We start from the raw sequence: 25,497 nt of genomic DNA on the forward strand, positions 1-25,497 counted from the left end.
CCCGGACAAATGTCCGGGCCTTTGGCAAATCGGGCAGTCTGGAGACCCTCCGAACGAGGCTTACTCGTCCTCTTCGGGCTGCTCTTCCGGAGGCGCCAGGCCCTCGAGGCCCTTCAAAAGCTCTTCCTCGGTCATGCGCTCGACCGCCACTTCGGTGTCGTCAGCGTCGACGCTGGCGCCGGCCGAGCCGATCAAAGGCACGGTGTCGGGCTCTGGCTCGTCGACCTCGACGAATTTCTGCAGGGAATGAACCAGTTCCTCGCGCAGATCTTCCGGTGAAATCGAAGAGTCGGCGATTTCCCGCAGCGATACGACAGGATTCTTGTCGTTATCCCGATCAACCGTAAGTTGCGACCCGGACGAGATCATACGGGCGCGATGCGCTGCCAGCAGGACCAGATCGAACCGGTTGTCGACCTTATCAATGCAATCTTCCACGGTGACGCGCGCCATAGACTGTCGCTCCGTTAAATGGGGCCAAGATGTCGGTTATAGGGCCTAGTTATAGGGGTAAGGGCCGTTTCGCAAGACCAAACTTGTGATTTGCCTTCCCGGAGGGCTCTGCTAACCCACCCTCGGGGCCAGAAGGCCGGAGCGTCCAGACGCGGCGAAGTACCGCCCGGGACAAGCAAAACTCTTCATTGCATTGTCAAAAAGACTAGGTTTTTCGCCCTCGCCTCACCATAATTGCAGTGGTGATTGTCGTGGGGAAAGATTCACCGAACTTTAGGCAGCACGACTGGAAAGTGCGCGCGGTTGATTGCCGCTGCGCCAAAAATGTTAACAACAACGCGAGAAACCCTTGATGTCACCTGTTTCCAACAAGATCGCGCTCTTTATCGATGGCGCCAATCTCTACGCAACTGCCAAAACGCTCGGCTTCGACATCGACTACAAGCGTCTTCTCAAGGAATTCCAGAGCCGCGGGACTTTGGTGCGCGCGTTCTACTACACCGCGATCATCGAGGATCAGGAATATTCCTCGATCCGTCCCTTGATCGACTGGCTCGACTACAACGGCTACACCGTCGTCACCAAGGCGACCAAGGAATTCATCGACGCCTCTGGCCGCCGCAAGGTGAAGGGCAATATGGACATCGAGCTTGCGGTCGATGCCATGGAACTCGCCGAGCATGTCGACCAGATGGTGCTGTTCTCCGGCGATGGCGATTTCCGCTCGCTGGTGGAAGCCGTGCAGCGGCGCGGCGTCCGGGTGACGGTGGTCTCCACGATTTCAAGCCAGCCGCCGATGATCGCCGACGAGTTGCGGCGCCAGGCCGACGTCTTCACAGACCTGGTCGAGCTGCAGTCCAAGCTCGGCCGCGACCCCTCCGAGCGCCCCGCCCCGCGCGAGCCGCGTCATCACGCGCCGCAATTCCTGCAGCGCGCGACCACCATGGCGCCACGGGCCGATGACGACGAATTCGAGGACTGAGAACGATCCGGCGCGCCGGGGACGGCTTTCCGGCGCAGCGCCCCTTCCCCTCGAACCCGACCGCAACTGCCCGCTCTGCCCGCGGCTTGCCGAGTTTCGCCAGCAGGCCCGGGCGCGCGAACCGGGCTGGTTCAATTCACCGGTGACCTCGTTCGGCGATCCCGCCGCCCGGTTGTTGATCGTAGGCCTCGCGCCCGGCCTGCAGGGCGCCAATCGCACGGGACGTCCTTTCACCGGCGACTACGCCGGCGACCTGCTTTACGCGACCCTGCTCGAATATGGCTTTGCCGAGGGCGTCTACCAGGCGCGGCCTGACGACGGCTTGAGGCTGGTCGATTGCCGGATCAGCAACGCGGTGCGCTGCGTGCCGCCGCAGAACAAGCCGCTGCCGGTCGAGATCAACACCTGCCGGCAATTCCTGTCGGCGACGATCGCCACCATGCCAAAGGTTCGCGCGATCGTGGCGCTCGGCCGCATCGCGCATGAATCGACGCTCAAGGCGCTGGGCCTGCGCAATTCAGCAGCGCCGTTCGGGCACGGCGCGATCCATCCCGCCGGCACCATCAAGCTGTACGACAGCTATCATTGCTCGCGTTACAACACCAACACGCGGGTGCTGACGCCGGACATGTTTCGGAGCGTGTTTGCGAAGGTAAGAGCGGATTTGAGCTAAGCCCGCACCTTATTTTCCTTCAGCCACGCCAGCACGTCGCCGGCGTTGCGGTCGGGCGGAAACACCGGATAGAACACATGGGTAATGCGCGCGTTATCGACGATCAGTGCCAGCCGCTTGATCAGCGTCAGGCCCGCCACCGCCATGGTCGGCAAATTCAGCGCGCGGGTCAGCGCCAGCTTCTCGTCCGACAACACCGGGAACGGCAGATGCAGCCGTGAGGCCATCTCGGTCTGGTAGGCGTTGCTTTGCGTCGACAGGCCGAACACCTGGCTCGCGCCGGCGGCCTTGAGTTCGGCATAGAGATCGCGGAACGAGCAGGTTTGCGGCGTGCAGCCGCGTGCGCCCGGGATCATGTCCCAATCATCGACCAGGCTGATCTTGCCGGGCTCGCCGGTGCGGGGATAGGCGAACACGATCGTCCGGCCCGGCAGCGCCGCCAGCGTCACCGAAGAGTCGTCGGTGGCCATCAGGGGAAGCTGCGGGATCGTCATGCCGACAAGATGCGCCGCCGTGCCATCGTCGGTCGGCGCCGGGATCTTGCTCCAGTCGACTTCGAGCAGGTTCTTCTGGTTCATTTCGCAATTCTCCATCGGTCGTCATTGCGAGGAGCACTTGCGACGAAGCAATCCATCCTTGCGGCACCATGGATTGCTTCGCTTCGCTCGCAATGACGGATAACCACTATCCCCGTGCCCGCATCAGGCGGCCCTTTTCCCGGCCCCAGTCGCGTTTCTTTTCCGTCTCGCGCTTGTCGTGCAGCTTCTTGCCCTTGGCTACCGCCAGCAGAAGCTTGGCACGGCCGCGCTCGTTGAAATAGAGTTTTAGCGGGATCAGCGTCATACCGTCGCGATCGACCGCGCCCATCAGCTTGTTGATCTGCTTTCGGTGCAGCAGCAGTTTGCGCGGCCGCTTCGGCTCGTGGTTGAAGCGGTTGGCCTGCAGATATTCCGGAATATTGGCGTTGATCAGCCAGATCTCGCCGTCCTTGGTATCGGCATAGGATTCCGCGATCGTGGTCTTGCCGTTGCGGATCGATTTGACCTCGGTGCCGGTCAGCGCAATGCCGGTCTCGATGGTGTCCTCGATCGCATAGTTGAACCGTGCCTTGCGGTTTTCGGCGACAACCTTGATTGGGCGCTCGTTCTTCTTCTCGGCCACGTCAAGCCTTCTTGAGGAGATCGCGGATCTCGGTCAGCAGTTCTTCCTGGCGGGTCGGCTTCGGCGGCGCGTCAGCGTCCTTGCGCTTCAGCGTGTTCATTGCCTTGATGGCCATGAACAGCACAAACGCGATGATCAGGAAATTGATCGTCAGCGTCAGGAAGCTGCCCCAGGCCAGCACCGCGCCCTGCTTCTTGGCATCCGCCAGATTGGTCGCCGTCACCGCTTTCGAAAGCCCGGTGAAATAGTTCGAGAAATCGAGACCGCCGGTGATCGCGCCGATGATCGGCATGATGATATCGCCGACCAGCGAGGTCACGATGGCGCCGAAGGCCGCACCAATGATGACGGCGACGGCGAGGTCGACCACATTGCCCTTCATCGCGAAGTCGCGGAACTCCTTCAGCATGGTCGATTTCCTTCTTCGTTGTTCAGGCGAAGATCGCGCGGGCTCCTGGCTTCACAAGGTCCCGGCGTCAGTTGATCAGGCCGGCATGCACCATGGCGCTGCGAACGGCCACGCGGGTCGGCTCCGTCACCGGCACCATCGGCAGCCGCAGCTTCTCGTCCATCTTGCCGAGCAGCGACAGCGCGTATTTCACCGGCGCCGGATTGGATTCGATGAAGAGATTGGTGTGCAGCGGCATCAGCTTGTCATGCAGCTTGAGCGCGGTTGCGACATCGCCCTTTTGCCAGGCGGCGTGAAATTCCGCGCACAGCCGGGGTGCCACGTTCGAGGTCACCGAAATGCAGCCATGGCCGCCATGCGCCATGTAGCCGAGCACGGTGGCATCCTCGCCCGAGAGCTGGTTGAAGTCCTCGCCCATCGCCGCGCGCTGCTGCGACACCCGCACCATGCTGGCGGTCGCATCCTTGACGCCGGCGATGTTCTTCAGTTCGAACAACCGCGTCATGGTATCGACCGACATGTCGATCACCGAGCGCGGCGGAATGTTGTAGATGATGATGGGAATGCCGATGGCGTCGTTGATCGCCTTGAAGTGCTGGTACATGCCTTCCTGGGTCGGCTTGTTGTAATACGGCGTAACCACCAGCACCGCGTTCGCCCCCGCCTTCTCGGCGTGCTGGGCAAGCTCGATCGCTTCCTTGGTCGAATTGGAGCCGGCGCCGGCAATCACGGGCACCCGGCCCTTGGCCTCTTCGATGCACCACTCGACCACGCGCTTGTGCTCGTCGTGACTGACGGTCGGGCTTTCGCCGGTGGTGCCGACCGGAACCAGACCGTTGGTCCCCTCGGAGATTTGCCAATTGACCAGGCCGCGGAAGGCCGCCTCGTCGAGCGAGCCGTTCTTGAATGGCGTGACCAAGGCGGTGAATGAACCCCGGAATTTTGTCTTGGCTGCCATGGACTTCCTCCCAACGCGCGATTTGACCGCACGGACCGTAAACTTGGTTTCGACACGCTTTCTTGGCGCGAACCTCGCTGGAAAACGCTGTGTAGCGCCAATTCATATCGGGTCTGGCGATCCCGCGAAAGGGCCGAGCCGGTCCACCCCCGGCCGCGATTTTGCCGTGGTGCTGGCGCAAACATCGCCGGTTGCGTCGTTTTTAGCATTTTGTCCACATATTCAATCAAATAGACCTAAGGCTTCAGCGATTGAATGATTCGCCGCCGCAAAGGAAACCCGTGACCCGTTTCGCCCGTGCAGCCGCATTGCGATCGACCGCACTGGCGACAAGTCTGGCGCTGGCGGTCGGCTTGACCGCAATCGCAGGCGACGCCTGGGCCAAGCCGAAGGTTCCACTGCCAAAACCACGGCCGATCGCCCGCAACGCGGTTCCGAAATCCGTGCCCGGCGCAAAAACGGCGGCGACCAATATCGCGCCCGCCCCGGCAACCGCTGCGCCATTGGCGCCCGCGACGCGCCAGCACGCCGCCTTGCCGCCGGCGCGCAAACCCGTCGCCGCGGCGGCGGTGGCCGCGACGACGTCGACATCGCAAGCCGACACCGACGCGCTGGAAAACGTCATCGACCTGGTCCGCAAGCACAAGCCCGCGGATGCGACGCAGGCGGAAGCCGCAATATCGGATCCGGTCGCCAGAAAACTCGCGGAATGGTTGATCCTGCGCAGCGACGATAATGGTGCATCGTTCGAACGCTACCGCGCTTTCCTGTCAGCCAATCCGAGCTGGCCTTCGCAAACCTTCCTGCGCCGGCGCATCGAAGCAAGCCTGTGGGATGATCATCGCGACGACGCCACCGTGTGGTCGTGGTTCGAAAACGAATCGCCGGTGTCGGCCAAGGGCCGGTTCGCGCTGGCACGGGTAATGATCGCTCGCGGCGACCGGGCCAATGCGGAACGGCTGGTGCGCGAGGCCTGGCGCAACGATCCGATGTCGGAGGATACCGAGAGCACCGCGCTCGATCTGTTCGGCGCGCTGCTGACGGCGGGCGATCACAAGGCGCGGATGGATACGCTGCTCTACAGCAACGAGCAGGAGGCCGCAGCCCTGCGGGCCGCAAAACGGCTGGGCGCCGGCCATGTCGCGTTGGCCAAGGCGCGCATCGCGTCGAACAGAAAAGCCTCCAACAGCAGGGCCCTGCTCGAAGCGGTGCCGCGCGAGCTGCATGGCGACACCGGCTACATCTTCGCAAAGATCCAGTTGCTTCGCCGTGAGGAGAAATTTGCGGAGGCCGCGCAACTGATGATGAGCGCGCCAAAGGACGCCGCCCGGCTCTACAATGTCGACGAATGGTGGATCGAGCGGCGGCTGCTGGCGCGCAAGATGATCGACGCCGGCGAACATCGCACCGCCTATCTGATTGCCAGGGACGCCGCCCTTCCCGCGCGCGACATCTACAAGACCGAGCAGGAATTCACGTCAGGCTGGATCGCGCTGCGGTTCCTCAACGATCCGGCGACGGCGGCGCAGCATTTTGCGCGGATCGGCGTCGGCAGCGTGAACCCGACCGCGCTCGCGCGCGGCGGCTATTGGCAAGGCCGTGCGGCGGAAGCGGCCGGCCGCGCCCAGGAAGCCCGCGCCGCCTACACCCGCGCCGCCGAGCAATCGACCAGCTATTACGGCCAGCTGGCGCGGGCAAAGCTCGGACTGCCGCAGATCGAATTGAACAGCGCGCCCCGCGGTCGAGCGGCCGAGCGGCTGGAGATCGTGCGTGCGGTGCAATTGCTCTATGAACTCGACGAGCGCGAGATCTCGATTCCGATTTTTGCCGACATGGGCGAGAACGGCGACCCCGACGCCCTGGTGGGGCTTGGCGAACTGACGTCGCGCTACCACGATGCCCGCGGCATGCTGCTGGTCGGCAAGGCCGCGCTCAATCGCGGCCTGCCGTTCGATTTCTACGCCTATCCCGTCAATGGCATCCCGCCGTTCAAGCAGTTCGGGCCGGAAATCGAGCAAAGCATCGTCTACGCGATCGCCCGCCAGGAGAGCGCGTTCAATCCGGCCGTGGTCTCGCCGGCGCAAGCCTACGGGCTGATGCAGGTGACGCCGGATGCCGGCCGCTATGTCTGCAAGCGGGCCGGCGTCAGCTTCGACCTCAGCCGGATGAAAACCGATCCGGTCTACAACGCAGCACTCGGCGCGGCCGAACTCGGCGGCCTGCTCGAGGACTACCGCGGCTCCTACATCATGACCTTCGCCGCCTATAATGCCGGCCGCGGCAGCGTCAAGAAATGGGTCGACCGCTATGGCGATCCGCGCGATCCCAAGGTCGACGCGGTCGACTGGGTCGAACTGATTCCATTCTCCGAGACGCGGAACTACGTGCAGCGGATCATGGAGAATTTGCAGGTCTATCGGGCGCGGTTCGGCGGCGGCACGCGGCTCCAGATCGAAGCCGATTTGCGGCGCGGCGCCAGCGTCGAATAGCCGGGGCGCTTGGTCGTCCCTGCGCACGCAGCCTCACCGTTGACGGATGCTGATATTGTCGTTGCCGTCGACCGACAGTGCCCAAAGGGCGTCGCTTCAGCGCGCGAGACAGCTTGTTAACGCCATTCGGATCAAGCTATCGCGGGCAGTTGCCTTGTTGCAATGGGCGTGATCGCCGTCCACCATCAACTCCATCTCATGGATGTCGGTCAGTCCGCGCTACGGAATTGTGTGATATTTGGCGCTGGCGGATTTGGATATTTCTTGACCGAGGCCAAGTACTCCTCGACCGTTTTGAGCGCAGGTCCGGATACCCAGCCAAACAATCCACCGACGACAAGATCCTCATGCGGGTCCATCTCGATATTGTAGACCTTGGGGTATCCGGCCAACGAAGCGCTGGTCGAGAAAATCCCCGGCTGCCGCTGCGGTCCATTGCCGCTCGGATGAATGTCGGTAAAGTAGATACGCCACTGCTTCCAGCGAGTGGCAACAAGCTCACCGCCGATAAAGCTCAAAAGGCTCTCGCGATGTCCCGTTGCGCTGTTGCCGAGCAAGACATCGATCTGATCCACACCGTCGATTTGACGATCAGTCGGCATCTGGCCACCGACAATGTGGGCAAAGGTCGGCAAGAAATCCATGATCGAAAACATGGCGTAGGAGGTGGTGTTCGGCTTGACGTGCCCTGGCCAGCGGATAATTGCAGCCGTCCGTATCGAACCTTCGGTCGCTTCGCCTAACTCGCCGCGGAACGGGCCGGAATTTCCCATATCCGGCGTACCGGCATTGCCGAATTCGCGTACGGCCTCACCGTATGGGCCGTTGTCTGAAGCAAACACAATGATGGTGTCATTTTCAACACCCAGTTCCTTCAGAGTGTCCATGATTTGGCCGACGTGGAAGTCTCCTTCCATCATCTTGTCGCCGTAGTTACCGATCCGCGATTTGCCTTTGAACTGCGGCGAAGGCAGGTTCGGAGCATGCCCCATAGAAAACGGCAGGTAGAGGAGGAAGGGTTTGCCCGCGGTCTTCTGTCGTCGCATGAACTCTACTGATTTTTCCACCAGTTCATGATCGATGTTGGCGCGCACCTCCTCGGTGAACGGTTTCACCGTTCGCAACGGCCCGCCATCCTTCGCCTCGACGATCTGCGGGCCGGTCTTCAGCAACTCATCGTATGGAGCATCAATCGAGTGCGTGAGGGCAATTGTCTGCGGGTACGTCGACGCATCCCAGCTAATGTCCGGTGGGATGCCATAGAACTCGTCGAAGCCGTGCGCGGTAGGTAGGCTCTGCGGCGCGCTTCCCAAGTGCCATTTTCCAAAGATTGCGGTGGCGTAGCCGACACCCTTAAATAACTCACCCATGGTGAAAGCCCGGGCTGGAAGCGTATAGGGGCTACCTTCGATGGCTATCAGCGACAGGCCGTTTCGGATCGAGTATTGCCCGGTCATCAATGCCGTTCGTGAAGGCGTGCAAGCCGGCTCAACCAGGAACTGGGTAAACCGCATTCCCTCACTTGCCAGCTGGTCGAGTCGCGGCGTCGGGGCGCCGCGGAGTTCGCCGCCACCATAAGATCCCAGGTCCCCGTACCCGACGTTGTCGGCAAGAATAAAAACCACATTGGGCTTCTGGTCTTGTGCCAGCGTCGGGGCAACAACCGATGTCGTCAGTGCAAGTATGGCTCCGCTAATGGTAAGGCGCAGTGCACGTCGTCTCATGACGACCCCCCGGAGCCGGTGCTGAACGCAAAACGTTTTCTTGCTGGCATTCGTATGCGCTCGAATTGATCTGGATCAAATCAAATGAGTCATTTGCGTTGGCTGTCAGATCTTCGTCTAAGTTTCTCGGTTGGGTCAAACTCAGATGGACGCCTGCCTTTGGTTTTAGAACCGAAACGACCGCGAACCGTGTCGCCCTACCTCTTATCCCCCCTCAAGCATACGATATTATCTGTATGCGTCTCCGCCGCATGCGGCCAAAACTTGGTGTCACATCTTGATCCCCGGCAGTTTCCTGCCGGGGTTCTCCTGGATCAGTATCGAACGATCCATCGCGACTACTGGCTCGGGCCTTTGCTTGCCGCTTGCGCCTGCTCCATCCTTTTCGCCATTTCCGCTTTGACAGCGTCGAGATTGAAGCTCGCGCCGCGCTGCATCGGCGGATAGCGGCGCGCGCGCAGGCGAGATTACGCAGCTGCGGGGTATAGACTTGCAGCAAAGAGGTAGCGACTATTTCTTTCGTCTCACACCGTCAGCCGGCAAGATCAAGACACGGAAGGCTCGGACCATTCCTCTGCATGAACACCTGATTGCACAGGGCCTTCTCAAGTTTGTCCAACGAGCGCACGGCGGCCCCCTGTTCTACAACGTAGTTAGAGCCGGCAAATCGGTCGAGAAAGCCCCTCGGCAGAGTCAGGCCGAGCGCACCAGGGGTCGCTTAGGCTCTTGGGTACGATCCCTTGGGATCACAGACCCCGAGTTGAGTCCGAACCACGCTTGGCGTCACGAGCTATCGCCAATTTTTGGTGACGGCCTGATCAGTCAGGCGGCGGCGGTTGCGGGCTGAGGGGCGGCCAGCTTGGCGGTGACCTCGATCCCGTCGGTGAATTTCACACCGAGAATGATCTTTGGCAAGTGTGCATGTCCGTCGAGCCGTCGCCAGGATCGTTGCGCCCCTTCGACCAGCTTGAATACCATGGCGAGAGCGGTCTTGTTTGAGAGGCAGCCTTTCGATCGGATCGTGCGGTGGCGGACGGTCGCGAAAGTGCTTTCAATCGGGTTGGTGGTGCGCAGGTGCTTCCAATGCTCGGCCGGGAAGTCGTAGAAGGCGAGCAGCAGGTCGCGATCCTTCGTCAGACAATCGACGGCCTTCTGGTATTTCGGCGTGTAGCTTTCGATGAAGGCGTCGAAGGCGACTTCGGCATTGGCCTTGGTCTCGGCCATCCAGATTTCCTGCAGCGCCCGCTTGGCCTTTGGTTGCACACTCTTGGGTAATTTGCCCAGCACGTTCGCCGTCTTGTGCACCCAACAGCGCTGCTCGCGTGCTTTCGGCCAGACCTCGCCGGCCGCTTTCCAGAAGCCGAGCGCGCCGTCGGCGATCATCAGCTCGGGCCGGGCATCGAGCCCGCATCGCTTCAGATCCAGCAGCAGATCGCGCCAATCCTGCGCACTTTCCCGAGCGCCATCGGTGAACCCGACGAGCTCTTTCTTGCCCTCGGGCGTCGCGCCGATCAGCACCAGGATGCACTGCTTTTCATCTTCCAGCCGCGCCTCGAGGTGGATGCCGTCCGCCCAGACGTACACGTAGCGCTTGCCCGACAAATCACGCTTGCGCCACTGGGCATGATCATCCTGCCAGCCGTCCTTCAGGCGGCCGATGGCGCTGGCCGAGAGGCCGGGCGCATCCTTGCCGAGCAAGGCCGCCAGAGCGTCCGAGAAATCGCCGGTCGAGATGCCCTTCAGGTAGAGGATCGGTAGCAGCGTCTCGATCGACTTCGAGCGGCGCATATAGGGCGGCAAGATCGATGGCGAGAAGCGGATGCGGCGGGGATCGCCGGCTGCGGCCTCGCGATCGCGCACGCGGGGCTGGCGCACCGGGACCGCGCCGATGCCCGTCATCACCTCGCGCTCGGGCAGATGACCGTGGCGCACCACGCGTTGGTGGCCATCCTCGGTCTTCAAATCGGCATGCTTGGAAAGAAACCCGGCGACCTCGGCCTCCACCGCCTGGGCGAGAAGGGCACGCGCCCCATCGCGCAAAATGTCGGTGAGTTGGTCGCTGAAAGTTCCTGGCTGAATCAGTTTTACGACGGTATCCTTAGACACGGCATATCGCTCCTTTGGTGGAGAAGTGGAGGCGTTGAACACCCCCACGATATGCCGCCTTCCCGATTCACGCCGTCACCAACTTTGGGCCATAGCTCTGGCGTCACACGTTTAAGGCAAAGGCTGCACGGGTTGAAATGGACGAGCGCTACAGTGATGCAATCACCGGACACGCGCCAGCGACGGCCGGCAGGGCTTACACCACACCAACTCCAGAGGACTTAGCAGAGGCGATGAAGAAGTTCCCGCGCTACCAATTGGATGACGAAAAGTCTGATTGACTGGTCATGCTCCCGGACAGATTAAGCAGCAGAGCGGGTGGGTGCCCCGTGTGGCGACGCCAGACGCCGAGGCCAAAAACAGCGCAAGGTCAAACGCCACATGAATGAAAAATCCGAGAACTTGGAGGTGGCCGAACGCCCAGCGTGGGAGCCGAAGACTCCCAAGGAGGAACGCGGGGCGCTCGACAAGGCACCCTTGGCGACCCTGCGGGCCACGCCGGATAGTCTCGCAGCTTTCCAACTCATGAGCGACTTGGCTAAGCGCTATCCGAGGCCACAGGCAGCAAAGGGCAAAGCATATGCACGAAAGAAGACCTTGGTTGCCCATGCCCACGCTACGGCAGCGTTCATTGCTGATTTGCTGGCCGCGATTCAGACTGATCGGAGCGAAGGCTGGTTGAGGTGCTCGCTCAACAAGGGAGATTACACCGGCCAATACGTCAAATGGCGTGTGTTCGACGCGGTGCGCCAAGCCTTCACTGAGGCTGGGCTGGTGGAGCACAAGCCGGGATATCCGGGTTCATATCAGTTCGACAATCCGGGACCGATGGTGGGGAAGCTCACGAGGTACAGGGCCACGCCGTCGCTCCTCGCCGCGTGCGAAGCCCATGGCGTTACGCCGGCAAACGTGCGGCAATGTTTCCAATTCGAGGAGGTAATGCCCTCAGAGCTGGTGCAACTCACCTCGCCATCGCACAAGACGCCGAACATAGAGAAAGTGCAGCGGCTCCGCGCACAGGTGGCTGAGCTCAACTCCTTCTTCGCTCAGCACACGCTCACGCACCCACAGGTTAAGGTTAAGCATCTTGGTTGGGTAAGGAAGTTTCACCAAGCGAACAATCTTCAGACCTACAGGTGGAACAAAGGTGGTCGCCTGTATTCCTACCCGCAAGATGCCGAGTGCTATCAGCACCAAAGTGAGGATACGCGACTTGGGATGCGGATCGACGGCGAAAGTGTGGTCGAGATTGACATCTCGTCCTCGTACCTCACCATCTTCTATGCTTGGTGCGATCAGCAACTCGACACCGACGCGGATGCCTATGCTGGCATCCTTGGGCCTACGGATCTTGATCGGCAGGTCGCAAAGTTCTGGATCAATGCGTCATTCGGCAACGGCAATCTGCTGACACGGTGGTCCAAGGAGTTCACTAAGGATTTCCGCGAGCGGTTGAAAAAGAAGGGCATTCCGCCAGAGGCATTCGACACTAAGGCGTACCCGATGTCCTTAATCAAGGAGCGCGCTCTACAGCGTCACCCCCTCCTTGAGCGATGGGGTGGAGACATCCGAGGCCGGGTCAGAGGATGGGCCGATCTGATGTTCGTTGAGAGCAAAGTCATCATCGCCACCATGCAAGAGCTGATGGCGCAAGGCGTCCCCAGCATGCCGGTCCATGACAGCCTGATCGTTCAAGCCGGCAGGGAGGCTTTGGCCGTCAACACCCTCATACATCAATTCCGCGCCCATACCGGGGTGGTTCCAAAGCTAGATGTAAGCAGGCCGGGCTTCTGATGCAGCCAACATAGATACACTAGCTAAGTATCTATTATTACTAGCTATAAGTCTCTGTTATTAGGTATGGTATATCTACCCTGTTACCCCGGCGCACGACCCTACCATATCGTGGAACGAATGTTTCGGGGGGGGGGCTAAGAGGTTAGTTAGAAATAGGGCCGAAACGGCCATATATCTGCACGGGCCGCTGTTCCCAGCTTTTGGCAGAACAGGGCATTCCCGCAATGCTCCTAGATGCTCTAGGAAGCCCGTGGGCGCGTTTGACGCTAAGCCGGTCCTTACCAGCGGATAGCCGTAACAGCTACCAGCGGCCTCCGCTGAGGCTCACAGGGGCTATCGGGGCCGAGAGGGCCGTGCGAGGCCCCTGTTCCACCCTTGGCCACGGGTGCATTGGGGCCCGTACGGTACTTCCGATGAAGCACTCCCCCCACTTCAGCCGAGCAGAAGCCAAAGCCCTTTAGCCGTCGATTTTTGAAAGGGCCCCCCCTCGATCCCCGCCCAGGGGCCCCATGCCCGACCGGAGTCCCTTAGCTGCGTGGTGTCTCGTCCCTCAGTCCTCAAGAGTTCGATAGACCGACGCCCGGCCGATCCCGAGCGCCTTGGCGATGGCAGAGGCGCCCATGCCTTTTGCTTTCAGCGCCTTCACCTCTGCCGGAGAAATGCTCGCCTTGCGCCCCTTGTACACCCCACGGGCTTTAGCGCCCGCGATGCCCTCAAGCTGCCGTTCCTTGCGCAGGTTGGTCTCGAACTCAGCGAATACTCCCAACATGTCGAGGAAGCACTTGCCCGCTGCTGTGCTGGTGTCGATGGGCTGCTCCGTAGCCTTCAGCGAGGCGCCCCGCGCCTTCACAGTTCGCACGATGTCCTGAAGGTCCCCAATGCTGCGAGCCAGCCGGTCAATTCGAGTCACCATCAGCACGTCCCCGGCCCGAAGGAAGTCGAGTACAGTGCGAAGCTCCTCACGTCCTGCCGTGGTTGTGCCGCTGCGCTTCTCCGCACGGATCAGGTCGCAGCCTGCCGCGCGCAAGGCGGTCTCTTGCAGTTCGAGGTTTTGGTCCGTGGTGCTCACGCGGGCGTAGCCGATAACGGTCATTGATGGGCGCTCCTGTCTCGTTAGGCTCTAGACCACGAGACTATGGTGTCTCGAAATATAGAAGTCAACCCTAATAAGACAGTATTTGCGTCTCGCCGTCGTGTCTCGGCAGGGCAAACCCTACCAAGGCAGTGTAAAACAGCTCCTCCCGGCTCGCGGGGGGTCGGCCCAAAAGAGAAAACCCCCGGCAGTTTCCCGCCGAGGGTTCTGTTTGAAATTGCTCAGACCGTCACGATCAGAAGTTGCGCTGAACGCGAACGTTCAAGCTGACAGTGTCCTGGTCCTTGAACTCGTACAGGGTGGCCGGCTTCGGCGCCGACGGAGCCAGAACGGCGGCGCCGGTGAACTTCTGGTCAAGGTGGAACCACATGACTTCAGCCGAGAACGTCAGGTTCTTGACGGGGGTCCAACGGGTGACCACGCCGAGCTGCGAGACGTTGAAGTCGGGGTTGCAGCTGAAGTCGCCGCTGACGACCTTGCCCACGCTGTAGACCGCGCACATCTCGAGCTTGGCAGTGCCATCATAACGAACCGACGAATAGCTGCCGAACAAGCTGGACGACCAGTACGGATCCCAGTTGTGGTTGAACGCACCACGGACACCCCAGGCAGTCGTCAGATGGAGCGATCCGTCACCGCCGAAGAGCGTCGGCAGGTACACAGCGTCCGTCGTCGAACCGAAGCCGATGCTCTGATAAGCACCTGCGCGGTTCGTGCTGCCGAACATCGCGAAGCTGGGCGAGGCGGCGCTGGTGGAGATCACCTGCTTGGTGTCACCCTTAGCGTAGGTCGCGTCGATCTTGAAGTCGTCGCCGGCACCGGTCGGGATGTTCTTGATCTGCAACGCAGCCATCACCGCACCGCCCCACTTGGTCTCGGGGTGGCCGGAGATTTCCGAAAATGCGTTCGGAGAAGCGCCTGCGACGCTAACGCCGCCGGGCGCAGCCGCAAGCGTGTTCAGGATGTTGTAGGAGCCGGAGACTTCATGCGCTGCCGCCGAAATCTGGAACAGACCCCAAGCCTGATCGACGCGGATGTTGCCGACGACGTCGGGAGAATGCACGCCAGCGTAGGCGTTTGCACCGTTCAACGTGGCATTGAGGCCGGTCGAGAGGTTGTTCACAGCGGTGCGGTTGAACACGACCGGATCATCGAGACCGATGGTGCCCGACACGCCGTTGCCGAACTGGGCTTGGTACTGGATGTTGTTCACGCCGGTGACGGTGTCATGACCGCCGAGCAGGAACGACGAGTTGTTGCCCGGATAGCCGTTCCACGGCGTCGCGTAAGCCGAAGACGACTTACCGAAGGTGAAGCCGGCGAACTGGATGAACACGTACTCGACGGCGACGTAGCCTTCGCCGGGCTGGTACAGCAGGCCGGTGTTGGTGCCGGCGGCCGGGGAACCAGTGAACACGGCCGGGTTGACCGTGTTGTTGCCCTGGGTACCGAACTGGAAGTCGGCCTGACCGAAGGTGCGGACAACGCCATATTCAGTGGCGGTGCGGGTATCGACCGTCAGCGCCATACGGGAGCGGGCGGCGAAGTAATCGCGGTAGCGATTGCCCTGGCCGAGGTCGCCCGACCATGCCGGCTGGTCGTAGATGCTGCCGTTGAACGTGGTGTCAACGCGCAGATAACCACCCAGCTTGATGCAGGTGTCGGTGCCCGGAATGTAGAAGAAACCAGCTCCGTACAGGGAGCAGATCCTCACGTACTCGACCGCTTTGGCCTTGACGGGAAGATCGGCTGCCTGAGCTCCACTCATGGCGAGCAGACCCGCCGCTGAGCCGAGGATAAGGCTCTTAACCATCTTCATGTTAAACCTCCAAGTTGTGGCCTCGTACGAAAAGTCGTACAAAGCAGATAAACCGCCGTCAAAAACCACAAGGAAATCAACGGCTCCTCGCAGCGTCGGTGGACTTAAGCGAACCACCAAAAACGGGACGACCTCGGGATGCCCCCCTCCGTCGCACCATCACAATTACCGAGAGTGTCTGCACACGCAATAAAGGAACCGCTCTGAAGCGCCTCACTCCGCGCCTTTTCCGACGGGTGTTGCACAAATAACACGCAGTCGTGATCGAACTTTCACTGCAAACCATTGTTTTCTAAAGATGTTTTTGAAAGTTCCGTTTGACGCGCGATTAGGTTGCAGCTACCGCCCAGCTTCGCGTTTTCCCGCCAAGGCTTCTCTCAGCGTCGAATCGAACGAGCAAAGCCACCGATTCCCCGCATAGCGATGTCAGACACATCAAGAACACGATGCCCGAAATGCAACGCGCAGGCGCGATCACCAGACGGCCCAATCACGACCCATATTAGAGGCTCGCGGGATGCGGCCCGCTGTTTCGGTCTTGTGACCGCCATTCAGCGGTTCGGTGGTGCGCCCGCGAAAATTGCAAAAGCCCATATTTTTCGGGGTCCAAATGCTTTTATTTGGCGCGCGGAAACCCGAATTGGCGGTGCGAATCGCGCACTCTCAAATGCGAAAGCGTGTCGCGCTACAAAAACATCGCCCTGGCGGCAACGTCGATTCTTCGCCCCCATCGAGCGATCGGCGCGACACCCCGGTATTGCGCGGCCTTGCGCGAAAGCCTGCAAAAACAGCGCCGTGGCGTGCGGGATTCGCTCGCGCGCAGCGCCTGGGGCGGCAACGCCACCAAATGGCCGCAGCGCGACCTGAATCTGCCGCTTGCGGCTGGCCCCCGCGTCGGGCATATCGGCCCTTACGGAGCTGTGGCCGAGTGGCTGAAGGCGGCGGTTTGCTAAACCGTTATAGGGTTGTAAAGCCCTATCGAGGGTTCGAATCCCTCCGGCTCCGCCACCCGCCTTCGCTTACGCTTCGGCGCGGCATGCCGTGACGAACGTAAGCGAAGGCGGGTGCCGCGCCAAAGCTGCGAAGCAGCGACGGCGGGCTGGTTGGAATTTGCTTTCTCCGGCTCCGCCAACTGCAGGGCGAAGGGTCTCTCCCTGAGCCCCATCAGGAGCGCCGCATGAAGAAGGAAGAGCTCGAAGCGATCCTCGGCGACGGCCAGAATGATCTCGATCTCGGACCGATCGAGGAGTATCTCGCCGCTCTGGCAAGCGAGCAGCAGTTGCCGCGATACGCAATCGCGCAATGCACGATCAGGATCGAAGAATCCGCCCCCGCGATGCTGGCGGTGCTTGAGTGGGCGGCCGACGGGGAGCCCCTCTCGCAAGAGGGGGAGATGCTGCTCTTTAGAGGCATCCATATTTTGGGCGCTGCGCGAAACACCCAAGCGTGCCGCCCGCTGCTGCGACTATTGCGCCGTCCGGCGGAAGAACTTGACCGTCTGCTCGGCGACGCTGTTACCGAAGGGCTGGCGCGCATTGTTGCGGGCGTGTTCGATGGCGATGCCGAAGCCCTGTTCGACCATATCGTGGACGGCTCCATTGATCACTTCATCCGTGACGCGCTATTGGGCGCGACGGCCTTCCTCACCTGGAAGGGCTTGATCGAGCGCGAACGGATGCGGCGCTTCCTTGTCGAGTTTCACCAGAAGCGACTTGCGGCCGACGAGGATGAAGTCTGGATAGGCTGGCTGCAGGCCATCGCGCTGCTCGGCTTGCGCGATCTGGCGCCGCTCGTGCGCAGCGCCTGGGACGAAGGCCGCGTGCCGCCTGACATGCTTACGCGCAGCGACTTTGAACAAGATCTCTTGGAAGCTGAGCAGCAGTCAGACGACATCGAACGATTCAATGACCTCGGTCTCGGCTATATCGAGGATGCGATCGAGGCGCTGGAATGGACAGATTACGTCGAAGATGAAGACCAGAACGGGCTTTTCGATGAGGAAAATCCGCTCGGCGAGGATCTTTTCAAGGAAAACTACTCGCCCGTGGAACCGGTCAGAAATCCCTTGCGGCATGTCGGGCGCAACGACCCCTGCCCCTGTGGCAGCGGCAAGAAGGCGAAGAAATGCTGCCTGGCTCGTCCGGACTAGGCGGCAGGATTCCAGGCCGCCAACGCAGTCAACCGCTCAGGCGATCTTGCGCCCGGGTGGCCACCACTGACCGATCAATGCCCGGCGATTGGTGGATTGCTCGACCGGCCGTTGCGGTTCAGGAACAGCCCATTCCAGTTTCTCGAGCGCGCGCGCAACCTCACGCGCCTGTTGCTCGCCCCCGAAGCGCTTCATCTCGATACCGCGATCGTTTGGCATCATCTTCTTGAAGCCCAGATGCGCGAGCGCGGTGAGGTGCAACAACTCACCGATCGCGAAGTCGACGCGAATCCGATCGTCTCTTGCGGTCATCTGCTGTTTGCAGGCGCCATATCCCTTGCGCCAGCAGGCCGCGCCAACGGCGTCGCCGAAGATCCAGAGCCGGGCCTGATAGCGGTAGATATTCTTTTCGCAGGACGAGCCGCGCGCAAACGATTTGATCGCCTCCACGGCCTTCGTCACCTGGTCGGGCGCCGGCTGGCCCGCCACTTCATAATGGGAGTTGATGCCGCGGATGATTTCGAGCGTCGCCTCTTCCATGCCGGCGAGCCGGCCCTTGACGAAATAGGACCGCGCCGAAGAGCAGGCCGAAACCACGAGCAGGATCAGCAGTACGATCAAGACGGCGAGGATTCCCATCGCGACCCCTTCACGAAAGAACGAACGCCCGGCCTGAACATCATCCGCCAAGGGCGCGCGTCACCGATCAATGGTCGGCCGCTTTCCAGTGTCCGCAGATGGTGTTCCCCAGTCCATCAAGGATCACGCCTCAGGGTTACCCGCGGGTATACATGTCGCTCCGTAGAATTGCGGAGCCCGCTTGCCGGTCGTGCGCAGGGACGCGCACGATCCGCAGTAGCGTTTTCGCGCTGGCTCTATCAGTGCTGGGCCGTCATCCAGGCCCGCGCCTCGCGCTGTGCCGCGGCGATCTCGACGTCCGACATCATCTCGGCAACCTCGCGGCGCAGCGAGATCGCGTCCGTGCGTCCCTTCAGGGCTGCAAGATTGAACCATTTGTGGGCTGCGATCAGATTGACGACGCCGGAACGCCCGCTCGCCCAGTACAGACCGCGCTCGAACAGCACGTCGGGAATCGCCGTTGCCTCGACCGGCGTCGCCGTATCCAGATCAATGTACCCCTGAAACATCCCTGTCTCCTTTTTGTTGCTTGCCGCTCTCCCCCGAGCGCGGCCCCTGTCCACTGTTAGAACGCCCTGTTATTCCAGCGCGCGATCAGCAAAAGTGGAACCCGGTTTTGCGTCCGATCGCGCGCCGTTTATTGAAGAGCGCATGATCTGGTCGCCAAACCGCCTACACTTTGGCGGATCATGCGCTCGCCGTTTGCCGGCTTGTTGGGATGATCATGACCGATCAAATTTGAAGGGCAGTTTAAGTATCGCGATGAACGGGGTGTAAACGCGCAGCCCGTGCGGAAAACGCGGAATCGCAGAAGTGCCTGTCTCGCAGGCGTTTGGATGCGATCGCGAAGTTCGGTTTACCTTGCCGCTTCGCCGAACGATAACCATCGCGACAACGCCGATGATCGTCATCCCTCATCGGATCGCGGCGAGCCTGATGACCGTCTCCGGCGGATGGTCCCGTGTTCCGAAACGCTCGATGGAAGCGAGAAGCCGCGGCGTGCCGGGTTCCGGCATTCGCGGGGGCGTATGACGGGGGCTGCGGGGAAATCGCGAGGCGGACCCGAACCGGTCGACGCCTGCAAACACGTCAGAAAGAGATTGGGGAAATCAAGACGCCCGGCGCCAAATGCGCGGCAATCGGAACGGCAGCGTTCCGGGGAACGAGGGCGTCGGCGAACACGTCAGGATCAGATTTCACTTTGGGGCTCTGGGCCCGGTGAAATTGCGGAGCTCGAGGAGGTCCGCACCGAACGAAGAAAACCTGTTTCTTCTGCCGGACCGGTTTTGAAAGAGCGAGCTCTTCCGAAATTCGATCCAGCCGTTTGACCTGATGTCTCGCCGACACCCTCTTTCGTCGACCAGAGCCATCCGATTTGGATTTGCTTGTTTAGAAGCAGATCGTCTTAGGGCTCGTGTGACGTGCCGGCATCAAGCCGCCGGCAATTCGTAAAGAAGCGAGATTACTTCTTCTTCTTGGCGACCTTGCGGGTCTTCTTCGCAGTCTTCTTCACTGCGCTCTTCGCCTTCTTCGCCTTCTTAGCTTTCTTGGCCATGTTGCCCTCCTGATGTAGTGAGATGGCTTAATCGCTGCGTGCACTCGGGAATCGAGATGCACTACATCCCGAATACACCAACACACTCAAAAAAACAGCGTCCCGCTTAAGGAAGTGTTGACACGGCGATGCCGGAGCGCACGCCGCGTGTTGATGTCAGGCACGACAACGCCTTCGTTCAGCGATGCGAAAAGTGCAGCAAGGACCGACATCTCCGTTTGTCAATATTGCAGGAAGCGACTGTGTCGCAGCTCTTTCTGCAATTCACATCATCGACGATCGATACGCGATCGACGTCGTTGCGACTCATCAGGGTCGAGCAAAAGCCGCTTGCGCGGACTCTGAGTCGCAAATTTTGGCAATAAAAAAATTTTCGTGTTCGGGGCGCTAACGTCTCATCGGCGCTCGCCAAAACCGAATTTTTGGACGAATCGGCGCGACCGATTCGCGGGGCGCTTCCTGGTCGCGACGATGAATTTTCAGATCGCGACGAACATTCGACGCGCGCTTCGCGTGCGCCGACCGCGATGGCGGCAGCGATGTCGCCGTCCCGTTACGGGACGTTTCAGATGCCGAGCTTGGTCTTGAGCAGAACGTTGACGGCCTTCGGATCGACCTTGCCGCCCGACGCTTTCATGACCTGACCGACAAACCATTGGATCGCCGCCGGCTTGGCTTTCGCCTGCTCGACCTTGTCCGGATTGGCAGCGATGATGTCGTCGACTACCTTCTCGATCGCGCCGAGATCGGTGACCTGTTTCATGCCGCGCGCCTCGACCAGCGCGCGCGGGTCGCCGCCTTCCTGCCAGACGATCTCGAACAAATCTTTTGCGATTTTCCCGGAGATCGTGCCGTCGCCGATCAGGTCGACGATGGCGGCGAGCTGCACTGCGGACACCGGAGAGCCCGTAATGTCCCGGCCCTCCTTGTTGAGACGCCCGAACAGCTCGTTGATCACCCAATTGGCGGCGAGTTTGCCGTCGCGGGCCTGGTCGGCGAGCTTTGCCAGCACGGTTTCGTAGAAGTCCGCGCTCTCGCGTTCGGCCACCAGCACGCTGGCGTCATAGGGCGACAGTCCGAAGCCCGCGATGAAGCGCGCCTTCTTCTGGTCCGGCAATTCCGGCAGCTCCGCCTTCAGCGCGGCGACATAGGCTTCGCTGAATTCGAGCGGCAGCAAATCGGGATCCGGGAAATAACGGTAGTCGTGCGCCTCTTCCTTGGAACGCATCGAGCGCGTCTCGCCCTTGTTGGGGTCGTAGAGGCGCGTTTCCTGGTCGATGGTGCCGCCGTCCTCGATGATCTCGATCTGACGCCGCGCCTCATACTCGATCGCCTGCCCGATGAAGTTGATCGAGTTCATGTTCTTGATCTCGCAGCGGGTGCCGAGCGGCCCGCCCACCTTGCGCACGGAGACGTTGACGTCGGCCCGCAAGGACCCCTTCTCCATGTCGCCGTCGCAGGTGCCGAGATAGCGCAGGATCGAACGCAGCTTTGTCACATAGGCCTTGGCCTGCTCGGCGTCGCGGATGTCAGGCTTGGAAACGATCTCCATCAGCGCCACGCCGGAGCGGTTCAGATCGACAAACGACATCGACGGCGACTGGTCGTGCAACAACTTGGCGGCGTCCTGCTCCAGGTGCAACCGCTCGATGCCGATGGTGGCGGTCTTGCCGCCGTCGAGTTCGACCGTGACCTCGCCCTCGCCGACAACAGGCGACTTGTACTGGCTGATCTGGTAGCCCTGCGGCGAGTCCGGGTAGAAATAGTTCTTGCGGTCGAACACCGAGCGCAGATTGATTTTTGCGTTGAGCCCGAGCCCGGTGCGGACCGCCTGGCGGACGCATTCCTCGTTGATCACGGGCAGCATGCCTGGCATCGCCGCGTCGACCAGCGACACATGGGTGTTCGGCTCGCCGCCGAATTCAGTCGAGGCGCCGGAAAACAGTTTTGATTTCGAGGTGACCTGGGCGTGGACTTCCAGCCCGATCACCATTTCCCAGTCGCCGGTGGCGCCTTTGATCAGCTTGTGCGTCGCCGTACTCATGTCTTTCCACCTCCGAGCAGCGCGGAAGCGATCCGCTCCCATTCGGTTTCAAGAGAATCCTTCGCGGCCGGCTGACCGGCCTGCCGGTACCAGTATCCGGCATTGCCGAGATCGCCCTCGACGCGATGCAGATAGGCATGAACCCACGCGGCTTCCGCCGTCTCTTCGTTCATCACGATCTTGTGCGCCTGGTCCCATTGGCCCTTGGCGGCCCACCACAATGCGGCCAGCGGCGGCACGAGACCGGGCGCAGGCGCTGCGCCCGACAGGCTGGCTCTGAAATCCGCGACGCTCACCACCACCTCGGCGGCGTAAACCGCCCCGCCGCCTGCTCGACGACTTCGCCGAGCGAGAACAGCGTCTCTTCATCGAAGGGGCGACCGATCAGTTGCAGCCCGAGCGGCAGGCCCTGGGCATCCTTGCCGGCGGGAACGGCGATCCCCGGCAGCCCCGCCATGTTCACGGTCACCGTAAAAATGTCGTTGAGGTACATCTCGACCGGATCGGCGCCCTTCTCGCCGACGCCGAACGCCGCCGACGGCGTCGCCGGCGTCAGGATCGCGTTGATGCCTTTGGCAAAGCAATCCTCAAAGTCTTTCTTGATCAGCGTCCGCACCTTTTGTGCACGCAGATAATAGGCGTCGTAATAGCCGGCGGAGAGCACATAGGTGCCGATCATGACGCGGCGGCGGACTTCGGCGCCAAAACCCTCGGCGCGGGTGTTCTCGTACATCTCGCCAATGCTGCGGCCGGGCACGCGCAGGCCGTAGCGGACGCCGTCGTAGCGCGCGAGATTCGACGAAGCTTCCGCGGGCGCCACGATGTAATAGGCGGGCAGCGCGTATTTGGTGTGCGGCAGCGATACCTCGACCAGTTCGGCGCCGGCGGCCTTCAGCCAGGCCCCACCCTCGCTCCAGAGCTTTTCGATCTCGGCCGGCATGCCGTCGAGGCGATATTCCCTCGGGATTCCGATCTTCATCCCCTTCACGGATTTTCCGATCGACGCCTCGTAGTCCGGCACCGCGCGGTTCACCGAGGTGGTGTCCTTGGGATCATGGCCCGCCATCGAGCGCATCAGGATCGCGGAATCGCGCACCGTGCGCGCGATCGGACCTGCCTGGTCGAGCGAGGACGCGAACGCGACGATGCCCCAGCGCGAGCAGCGGCCGTAGGTCGGTTTCACGCCGACGGTCGCGGTGAACGCCGCGGGCTGGCGGATCGAGCCGCCGGTATCGGTCGCGGTGGCGCCCATGCAGAGCAGTGCTGCGACCGCCGACGCCGATCCGCCGGACGAGCCGCCCGGCACCAGCGTGGTGTTGGAGCCCTCGCGCCGCCACGGATTGACCACCGGGCCGAAGCACGAGGTCTCGTTCGACGAGCCCATCGCGAATTCGTCATTGTTGAGCTTGCCCAGCATGACCGCACCGTCGCGCCACAGCTGCGAGGTCACGGTGGATTCATAGGGCGGTACGAAATTGACCAGGATTTTTGAGCACGCGGTGGTGCGGACATCTTTGGTCGCGAACAGATCCTTGATGCCGAGCGGAATGCCCGCGAGCGGCCCGCCCTCACCCTTTGCGATCCTGGCATCAATCGCGCGCGCCATGGCGCGGGCCTGATCCGGCGTTTCCAGCACGAACGCATTGAGCGAGCGCGCCGCCTCGATCGCGGCGAGATGCGCGTCGGTCAGTTCAAGCGAGGTAAAAGACTTGTTCGCGAGGCCATTCCTGGCCTCGGCGATCGTCATCGATATCAAATCGGTCATTTATTGATCGGGCTGCAGAAGAACGGAGAGAGCGTCTTGTCGTTGGCAGGATCGTTGGCGCGCGCCTTGTCGGCGGCCTCGAGCTGGTCGAGCACAGCATCCATCGCCTTGTCGGGATCGGCGGCCTTGCCCTGCCGCTCCATCGCGTCGAGGTAGTTCATATAGGCCTGATAGGCCTTTTCATCGTCGCAGAGCATGCACATCGCTGAAACTCTATTGTTTGACGCGTTTTCTTCACGCGAACCGGTAGCCACTTCGCTCGAAAACGCTATGAACTACTCGACGACCTTCGGCACCAGAAAGAAATGGTCCTGCGTTTCCGGCGCATTCCTCACGACAGCGTCCGCGATCTCGCCGTCATTGACCAGGTCGGGACGCTTCTTCATTTCCATCGGCGTCACCGACGTCATCGGCTCGACGCCGTCGACATTCACTTCCGAAAGCTGCTCCACAAAGGCCAGCATTGCATTCAGTTCGCCCTGCAGATGGGGAACTTCGGCCTCGGTGACCGCGATCCGCGCAAGATGCGCGATGCGGCGGACGGTCGTGGCGTCGACGGACATAATATAGGGCCTCTGGGCAGTAAAATCAGCCCGCCGTATAGCAGAGGCTGCTTTTGCACCGCAACCATGAGAACATGGTCCAGGCGCCCGGTTACCCGCCATTCCTGGAATCCGCCGGCCCACGTGCCCGCACGCCTCAGGCGCCCCAAAACGCGTCATCCGCGGAAGCGCGTTACTCGATCACCTCGTCGGCCGTGAACAGCAGGTTGGGCGGCACCGTAATTCCGAGCTCTCTCGCGGTCTTGAGGTTGAAGACCATTTGAAACGTCGTGGGCTGCTCTACCGGCAGATCGTCGGGCCTCTCGCCTTTCAGGATTCGTCCTGCATAGGCACCCATTCGGCGATAGACGGCGGCAAGGCTCGGTCCATAACTCATGAGCCCACCGGCATTGGAAAACTCGTTCTCAAAATAGATCGTGGGCACCTTGTCGCGCGCCGCCGTCGCCACCAGTTGCGCGCGCCGGCTATCGAAGAACGGGTCGGCCGCAACGATCAGCCCATCTGTTTTCGACGCCACAATGGCCGCAAACGCCGCCTCGATCTCATCGACATTGCTGGCGTTGAGGATCGAAAGCTGCACGCCTTTCGCCCTTGCCGCTTCCGGGGCCCCGCGAACCGAAGGCTCGGCTGTCGGGCTGTTCGGATTGACCAGCAGGGCAATCGTTTTGGCGTTGGGAATGAGTTCGCAAAGCAACTCAAGCCGCTTTGGGGTCAGCTGGGTGAAGAGAACGCTAACGCCCGTGGCATTGCCGCCGGGCCGGGCGAGACTGGCGACCAACCCGGCTTCCACGGCGTCGTTCCCAACCTCAAAAACGATCGGGATGCTGGATGTAGCATTTTTCGCGGCTTTCGCCGGCGGCGGACCAAAGGCCGCGATCAGATCGACCTTGAGCCCGACGAGGTCGGCAGCAAGACCCGGCAGCCGGTCATAACGCCCCTCAGCCCAGCGGTACTCGACCGCCACGTTCTGCCCCTCGGCAAAACCGAATTCTTTCAGCCCCTGCAGAAATGGGTCGGCACTCGGCACATAACCGGGAGCGGCAAAGTGAAGATAGCCGACAACCGGCATCGGCTTGCGCTGCCCGTAGGCAGCCAGTGGCCACATCAAAGCGCCACCG

Annotated in this window: 23 protein-coding genes, 1 tRNA gene and 2 pseudogenes; 9 read left to right on the forward strand and 17 right to left on the reverse strand. The window is 61.3% G+C overall.

Going from position 1 to position 25,497, the window contains the following annotated elements; translation table 11 throughout:
• Positions 1 to 60 precede the first annotated feature (60 nt).
• A complete protein-coding gene (rpoZ, locus tag NL528_RS26555; protein WP_074276225.1) occupies positions 61 to 453 on the reverse strand; it encodes a DNA-directed RNA polymerase subunit omega in 393 nt (130 codons plus the stop codon).
• 352 nt (positions 454 to 805) lie between these two features.
• On the opposite strand from rpoZ, the gene NL528_RS26560 reads away from it, so the two are divergent.
• Together NL528_RS26560 and NL528_RS26565 are read left to right on the forward strand one after the other, a co-directional pair.
• On the forward strand, positions 806 to 1,435 hold the full coding sequence (locus NL528_RS26560; protein ID WP_309177418.1) for an NYN domain-containing protein: 630 nt from the start codon (positions 806 to 808) through the stop codon (positions 1,433 to 1,435).
• The gene (locus NL528_RS26565) at positions 1,413 to 2,108 is read left to right on the forward strand and encodes a uracil-DNA glycosylase (protein WP_309177419.1); all 696 of its coding nucleotides are present in this window, start codon (positions 1,413 to 1,415) and stop codon (positions 2,106 to 2,108) included. The genes NL528_RS26560 and NL528_RS26565 overlap by 23 nt, the downstream gene beginning before the upstream one ends.
• Here NL528_RS26565 and NL528_RS26570 read toward each other — a convergent pair.
• From NL528_RS26570 to dapA, 4 genes are all read right to left on the reverse strand, one after another.
• Positions 2,105 to 2,686, reverse strand: a complete 582-nt coding sequence (locus NL528_RS26570) for a peroxiredoxin (protein ID WP_309177420.1) — start codon at positions 2,684 to 2,686, stop codon at positions 2,105 to 2,107. The two genes, NL528_RS26565 and NL528_RS26570, sit on opposite strands and share 4 nt — an antisense overlap.
• A 106-nt stretch (positions 2,687 to 2,792) precedes the next feature.
• Positions 2,793 to 3,269 (reverse strand): SsrA-binding protein SmpB, encoded by a 477-nt coding sequence (gene smpB / locus NL528_RS26575; protein ID WP_309177421.1) that lies wholly within the window; start codon positions 3,267 to 3,269, stop codon positions 2,793 to 2,795.
• Between the two features lies 1 nt (position 3,270).
• Positions 3,271 to 3,678, reverse strand: a complete 408-nt coding sequence (gene mscL / locus NL528_RS26580; RefSeq protein WP_309177422.1) for a large conductance mechanosensitive channel protein MscL — start codon at positions 3,676 to 3,678, stop codon at positions 3,271 to 3,273.
• A 67-nt stretch (positions 3,679 to 3,745) separates the two neighbouring features.
• Entirely contained in the window at positions 3,746 to 4,636 is an 891-nt protein-coding gene (gene dapA / locus NL528_RS26585; protein ID WP_309177423.1) for a 4-hydroxy-tetrahydrodipicolinate synthase, read from the reverse strand.
• A gap of 281 nt (positions 4,637 to 4,917) precedes the next feature.
• Here dapA and NL528_RS26590 point away from each other — a divergent pair, with 281 nt between their 5' ends.
• On the forward strand, positions 4,918 to 7,125 hold the full coding sequence (locus NL528_RS26590; RefSeq protein ID WP_309177424.1) for a lytic transglycosylase domain-containing protein: 2,208 nt from the start codon (positions 4,918 to 4,920) through the stop codon (positions 7,123 to 7,125).
• 209 nt (positions 7,126 to 7,334) lie between these two features.
• On the opposite strand, the gene NL528_RS26595 is transcribed toward NL528_RS26590, so the two are convergent.
• Both NL528_RS26595 and NL528_RS26600 read right to left on the reverse strand, forming a co-directional pair.
• Complete coding sequence (locus tag NL528_RS26595; RefSeq protein WP_309177425.1) at positions 7,335 to 8,849, reverse strand: arylsulfatase; 1,515 nt, start codon at positions 8,847 to 8,849, stop codon at positions 7,335 to 7,337.
• Positions 8,850 to 9,671: 822 nt separating this feature from the next.
• Entirely contained in the window at positions 9,672 to 10,955 is a 1,284-nt protein-coding gene (locus NL528_RS26600; RefSeq protein ID WP_309176722.1) for an IS256 family transposase, read from the reverse strand.
• A 137-nt stretch (positions 10,956 to 11,092) separates the two neighbouring features.
• Between NL528_RS26600 and NL528_RS26605 the strand changes: the two genes are divergently transcribed.
• Together NL528_RS26605 and NL528_RS26610 are read left to right on the forward strand one after the other, a co-directional pair.
• Complete coding sequence (locus NL528_RS26605; RefSeq protein WP_309177427.1) at positions 11,093 to 11,236, forward strand: hypothetical protein; 144 nt, start codon at positions 11,093 to 11,095, stop codon at positions 11,234 to 11,236.
• Between the two features lie 100 nt (positions 11,237 to 11,336).
• Positions 11,337 to 12,749, forward strand: a complete 1,413-nt coding sequence (locus NL528_RS26610; protein WP_309177428.1) for a hypothetical protein — start codon at positions 11,337 to 11,339, stop codon at positions 12,747 to 12,749.
• Between the two features lie 553 nt (positions 12,750 to 13,302).
• Here the strand turns inward: NL528_RS26610 and NL528_RS26615 are convergent.
• The gene (locus NL528_RS26615; protein ID WP_309177429.1) at positions 13,303 to 13,845 is read right to left on the reverse strand and encodes a recombinase family protein; all 543 of its coding nucleotides are present in this window, start codon (positions 13,843 to 13,845) and stop codon (positions 13,303 to 13,305) included.
• Between the two features lie 235 nt (positions 13,846 to 14,080).
• Positions 14,081 to 15,664: a porin gene (locus NL528_RS26620; protein ID WP_309177430.1), complete on the reverse strand. Its 1,584-nt coding sequence runs from the start codon at positions 15,662 to 15,664 to the stop codon at positions 14,081 to 14,083.
• A gap of 677 nt (positions 15,665 to 16,341) precedes the next feature.
• On the opposite strand from NL528_RS26620, the gene NL528_RS26625 reads away from it, so the two are divergent.
• The 4 genes and pseudogenes from NL528_RS26625 to NL528_RS47220 all read left to right on the forward strand — a co-directional run.
• Positions 16,342 to 16,617 (forward strand): hypothetical protein, encoded by a 276-nt coding sequence (locus NL528_RS26625; RefSeq protein ID WP_309177431.1) that lies wholly within the window; start codon positions 16,342 to 16,344, stop codon positions 16,615 to 16,617.
• Positions 16,579 to 16,672, forward strand: a tRNA-Ser gene (locus NL528_RS26630). Before NL528_RS26625 ends, NL528_RS26630 begins: the two co-directional genes overlap by 39 nt.
• A 169-nt stretch (positions 16,673 to 16,841) precedes the next feature.
• Positions 16,842 to 17,558, forward strand: a pseudogene (locus NL528_RS26635) (DUF1186 domain-containing protein); the annotation flags it as partial.
• A 141-nt stretch (positions 17,559 to 17,699) separates the two neighbouring features.
• Positions 17,700 to 17,813 (forward strand): annotated as a pseudogene (locus NL528_RS47220) (SEC-C metal-binding domain-containing protein); the annotation flags it as partial.
• 36 nt (positions 17,814 to 17,849) lie between these two features.
• Here NL528_RS47220 and NL528_RS26640 read toward each other — a convergent pair.
• From NL528_RS26640 to NL528_RS26675, 8 genes are all read right to left on the reverse strand, one after another.
• The gene (locus NL528_RS26640; protein ID WP_309177433.1) at positions 17,850 to 18,452 is read right to left on the reverse strand and encodes a hypothetical protein; all 603 of its coding nucleotides are present in this window, start codon (positions 18,450 to 18,452) and stop codon (positions 17,850 to 17,852) included.
• A gap of 239 nt (positions 18,453 to 18,691) precedes the next feature.
• Positions 18,692 to 18,961 (reverse strand): hypothetical protein, encoded by a 270-nt coding sequence (locus NL528_RS26645; protein WP_074276196.1) that lies wholly within the window; start codon positions 18,959 to 18,961, stop codon positions 18,692 to 18,694.
• A gap of 1,611 nt (positions 18,962 to 20,572) precedes the next feature.
• The gene (gatB, locus tag NL528_RS26650; RefSeq protein WP_309177434.1) at positions 20,573 to 22,051 is read right to left on the reverse strand and encodes an Asp-tRNA(Asn)/Glu-tRNA(Gln) amidotransferase subunit GatB; all 1,479 of its coding nucleotides are present in this window, start codon (positions 22,049 to 22,051) and stop codon (positions 20,573 to 20,575) included.
• Positions 22,048 to 22,353: a hypothetical protein gene (locus tag NL528_RS26655; RefSeq protein WP_309177435.1), complete on the reverse strand. Its 306-nt coding sequence runs from the start codon at positions 22,351 to 22,353 to the stop codon at positions 22,048 to 22,050. Before NL528_RS26655 ends, gatB begins: the two co-directional genes overlap by 4 nt.
• Positions 22,344 to 23,816 (reverse strand): Asp-tRNA(Asn)/Glu-tRNA(Gln) amidotransferase subunit GatA, encoded by a 1,473-nt coding sequence (gene gatA / locus NL528_RS26660; protein ID WP_309177436.1) that lies wholly within the window; start codon positions 23,814 to 23,816, stop codon positions 22,344 to 22,346. The genes NL528_RS26655 and gatA overlap by 10 nt, the downstream gene beginning before the upstream one ends.
• Entirely contained in the window at positions 23,813 to 24,019 is a 207-nt protein-coding gene (locus tag NL528_RS26665; RefSeq protein WP_309177437.1) for a hypothetical protein, read from the reverse strand. The genes gatA and NL528_RS26665 overlap by 4 nt, the downstream gene beginning before the upstream one ends.
• A 72-nt stretch (positions 24,020 to 24,091) precedes the next feature.
• Positions 24,092 to 24,379 (reverse strand): Asp-tRNA(Asn)/Glu-tRNA(Gln) amidotransferase subunit GatC, encoded by a 288-nt coding sequence (gene gatC / locus NL528_RS26670; protein WP_309177438.1) that lies wholly within the window; start codon positions 24,377 to 24,379, stop codon positions 24,092 to 24,094.
• A gap of 172 nt (positions 24,380 to 24,551) precedes the next feature.
• Positions 24,552 to 25,484 carry an ABC transporter substrate-binding protein gene (locus NL528_RS26675; RefSeq protein ID WP_309177439.1) on the reverse strand — a complete coding sequence of 311 codons (933 nt, stop codon included), beginning with the start codon at positions 25,482 to 25,484 and terminating at the stop codon, positions 24,552 to 24,554.
• Between the last annotated feature and the right edge of the window lie 13 nt (positions 25,485 to 25,497).

Source organism: Bradyrhizobium sp. Ash2021, from assembly GCF_031202265.1.
Lineage (GTDB): Bacteria > Pseudomonadota > Alphaproteobacteria > Rhizobiales > Xanthobacteraceae > Bradyrhizobium.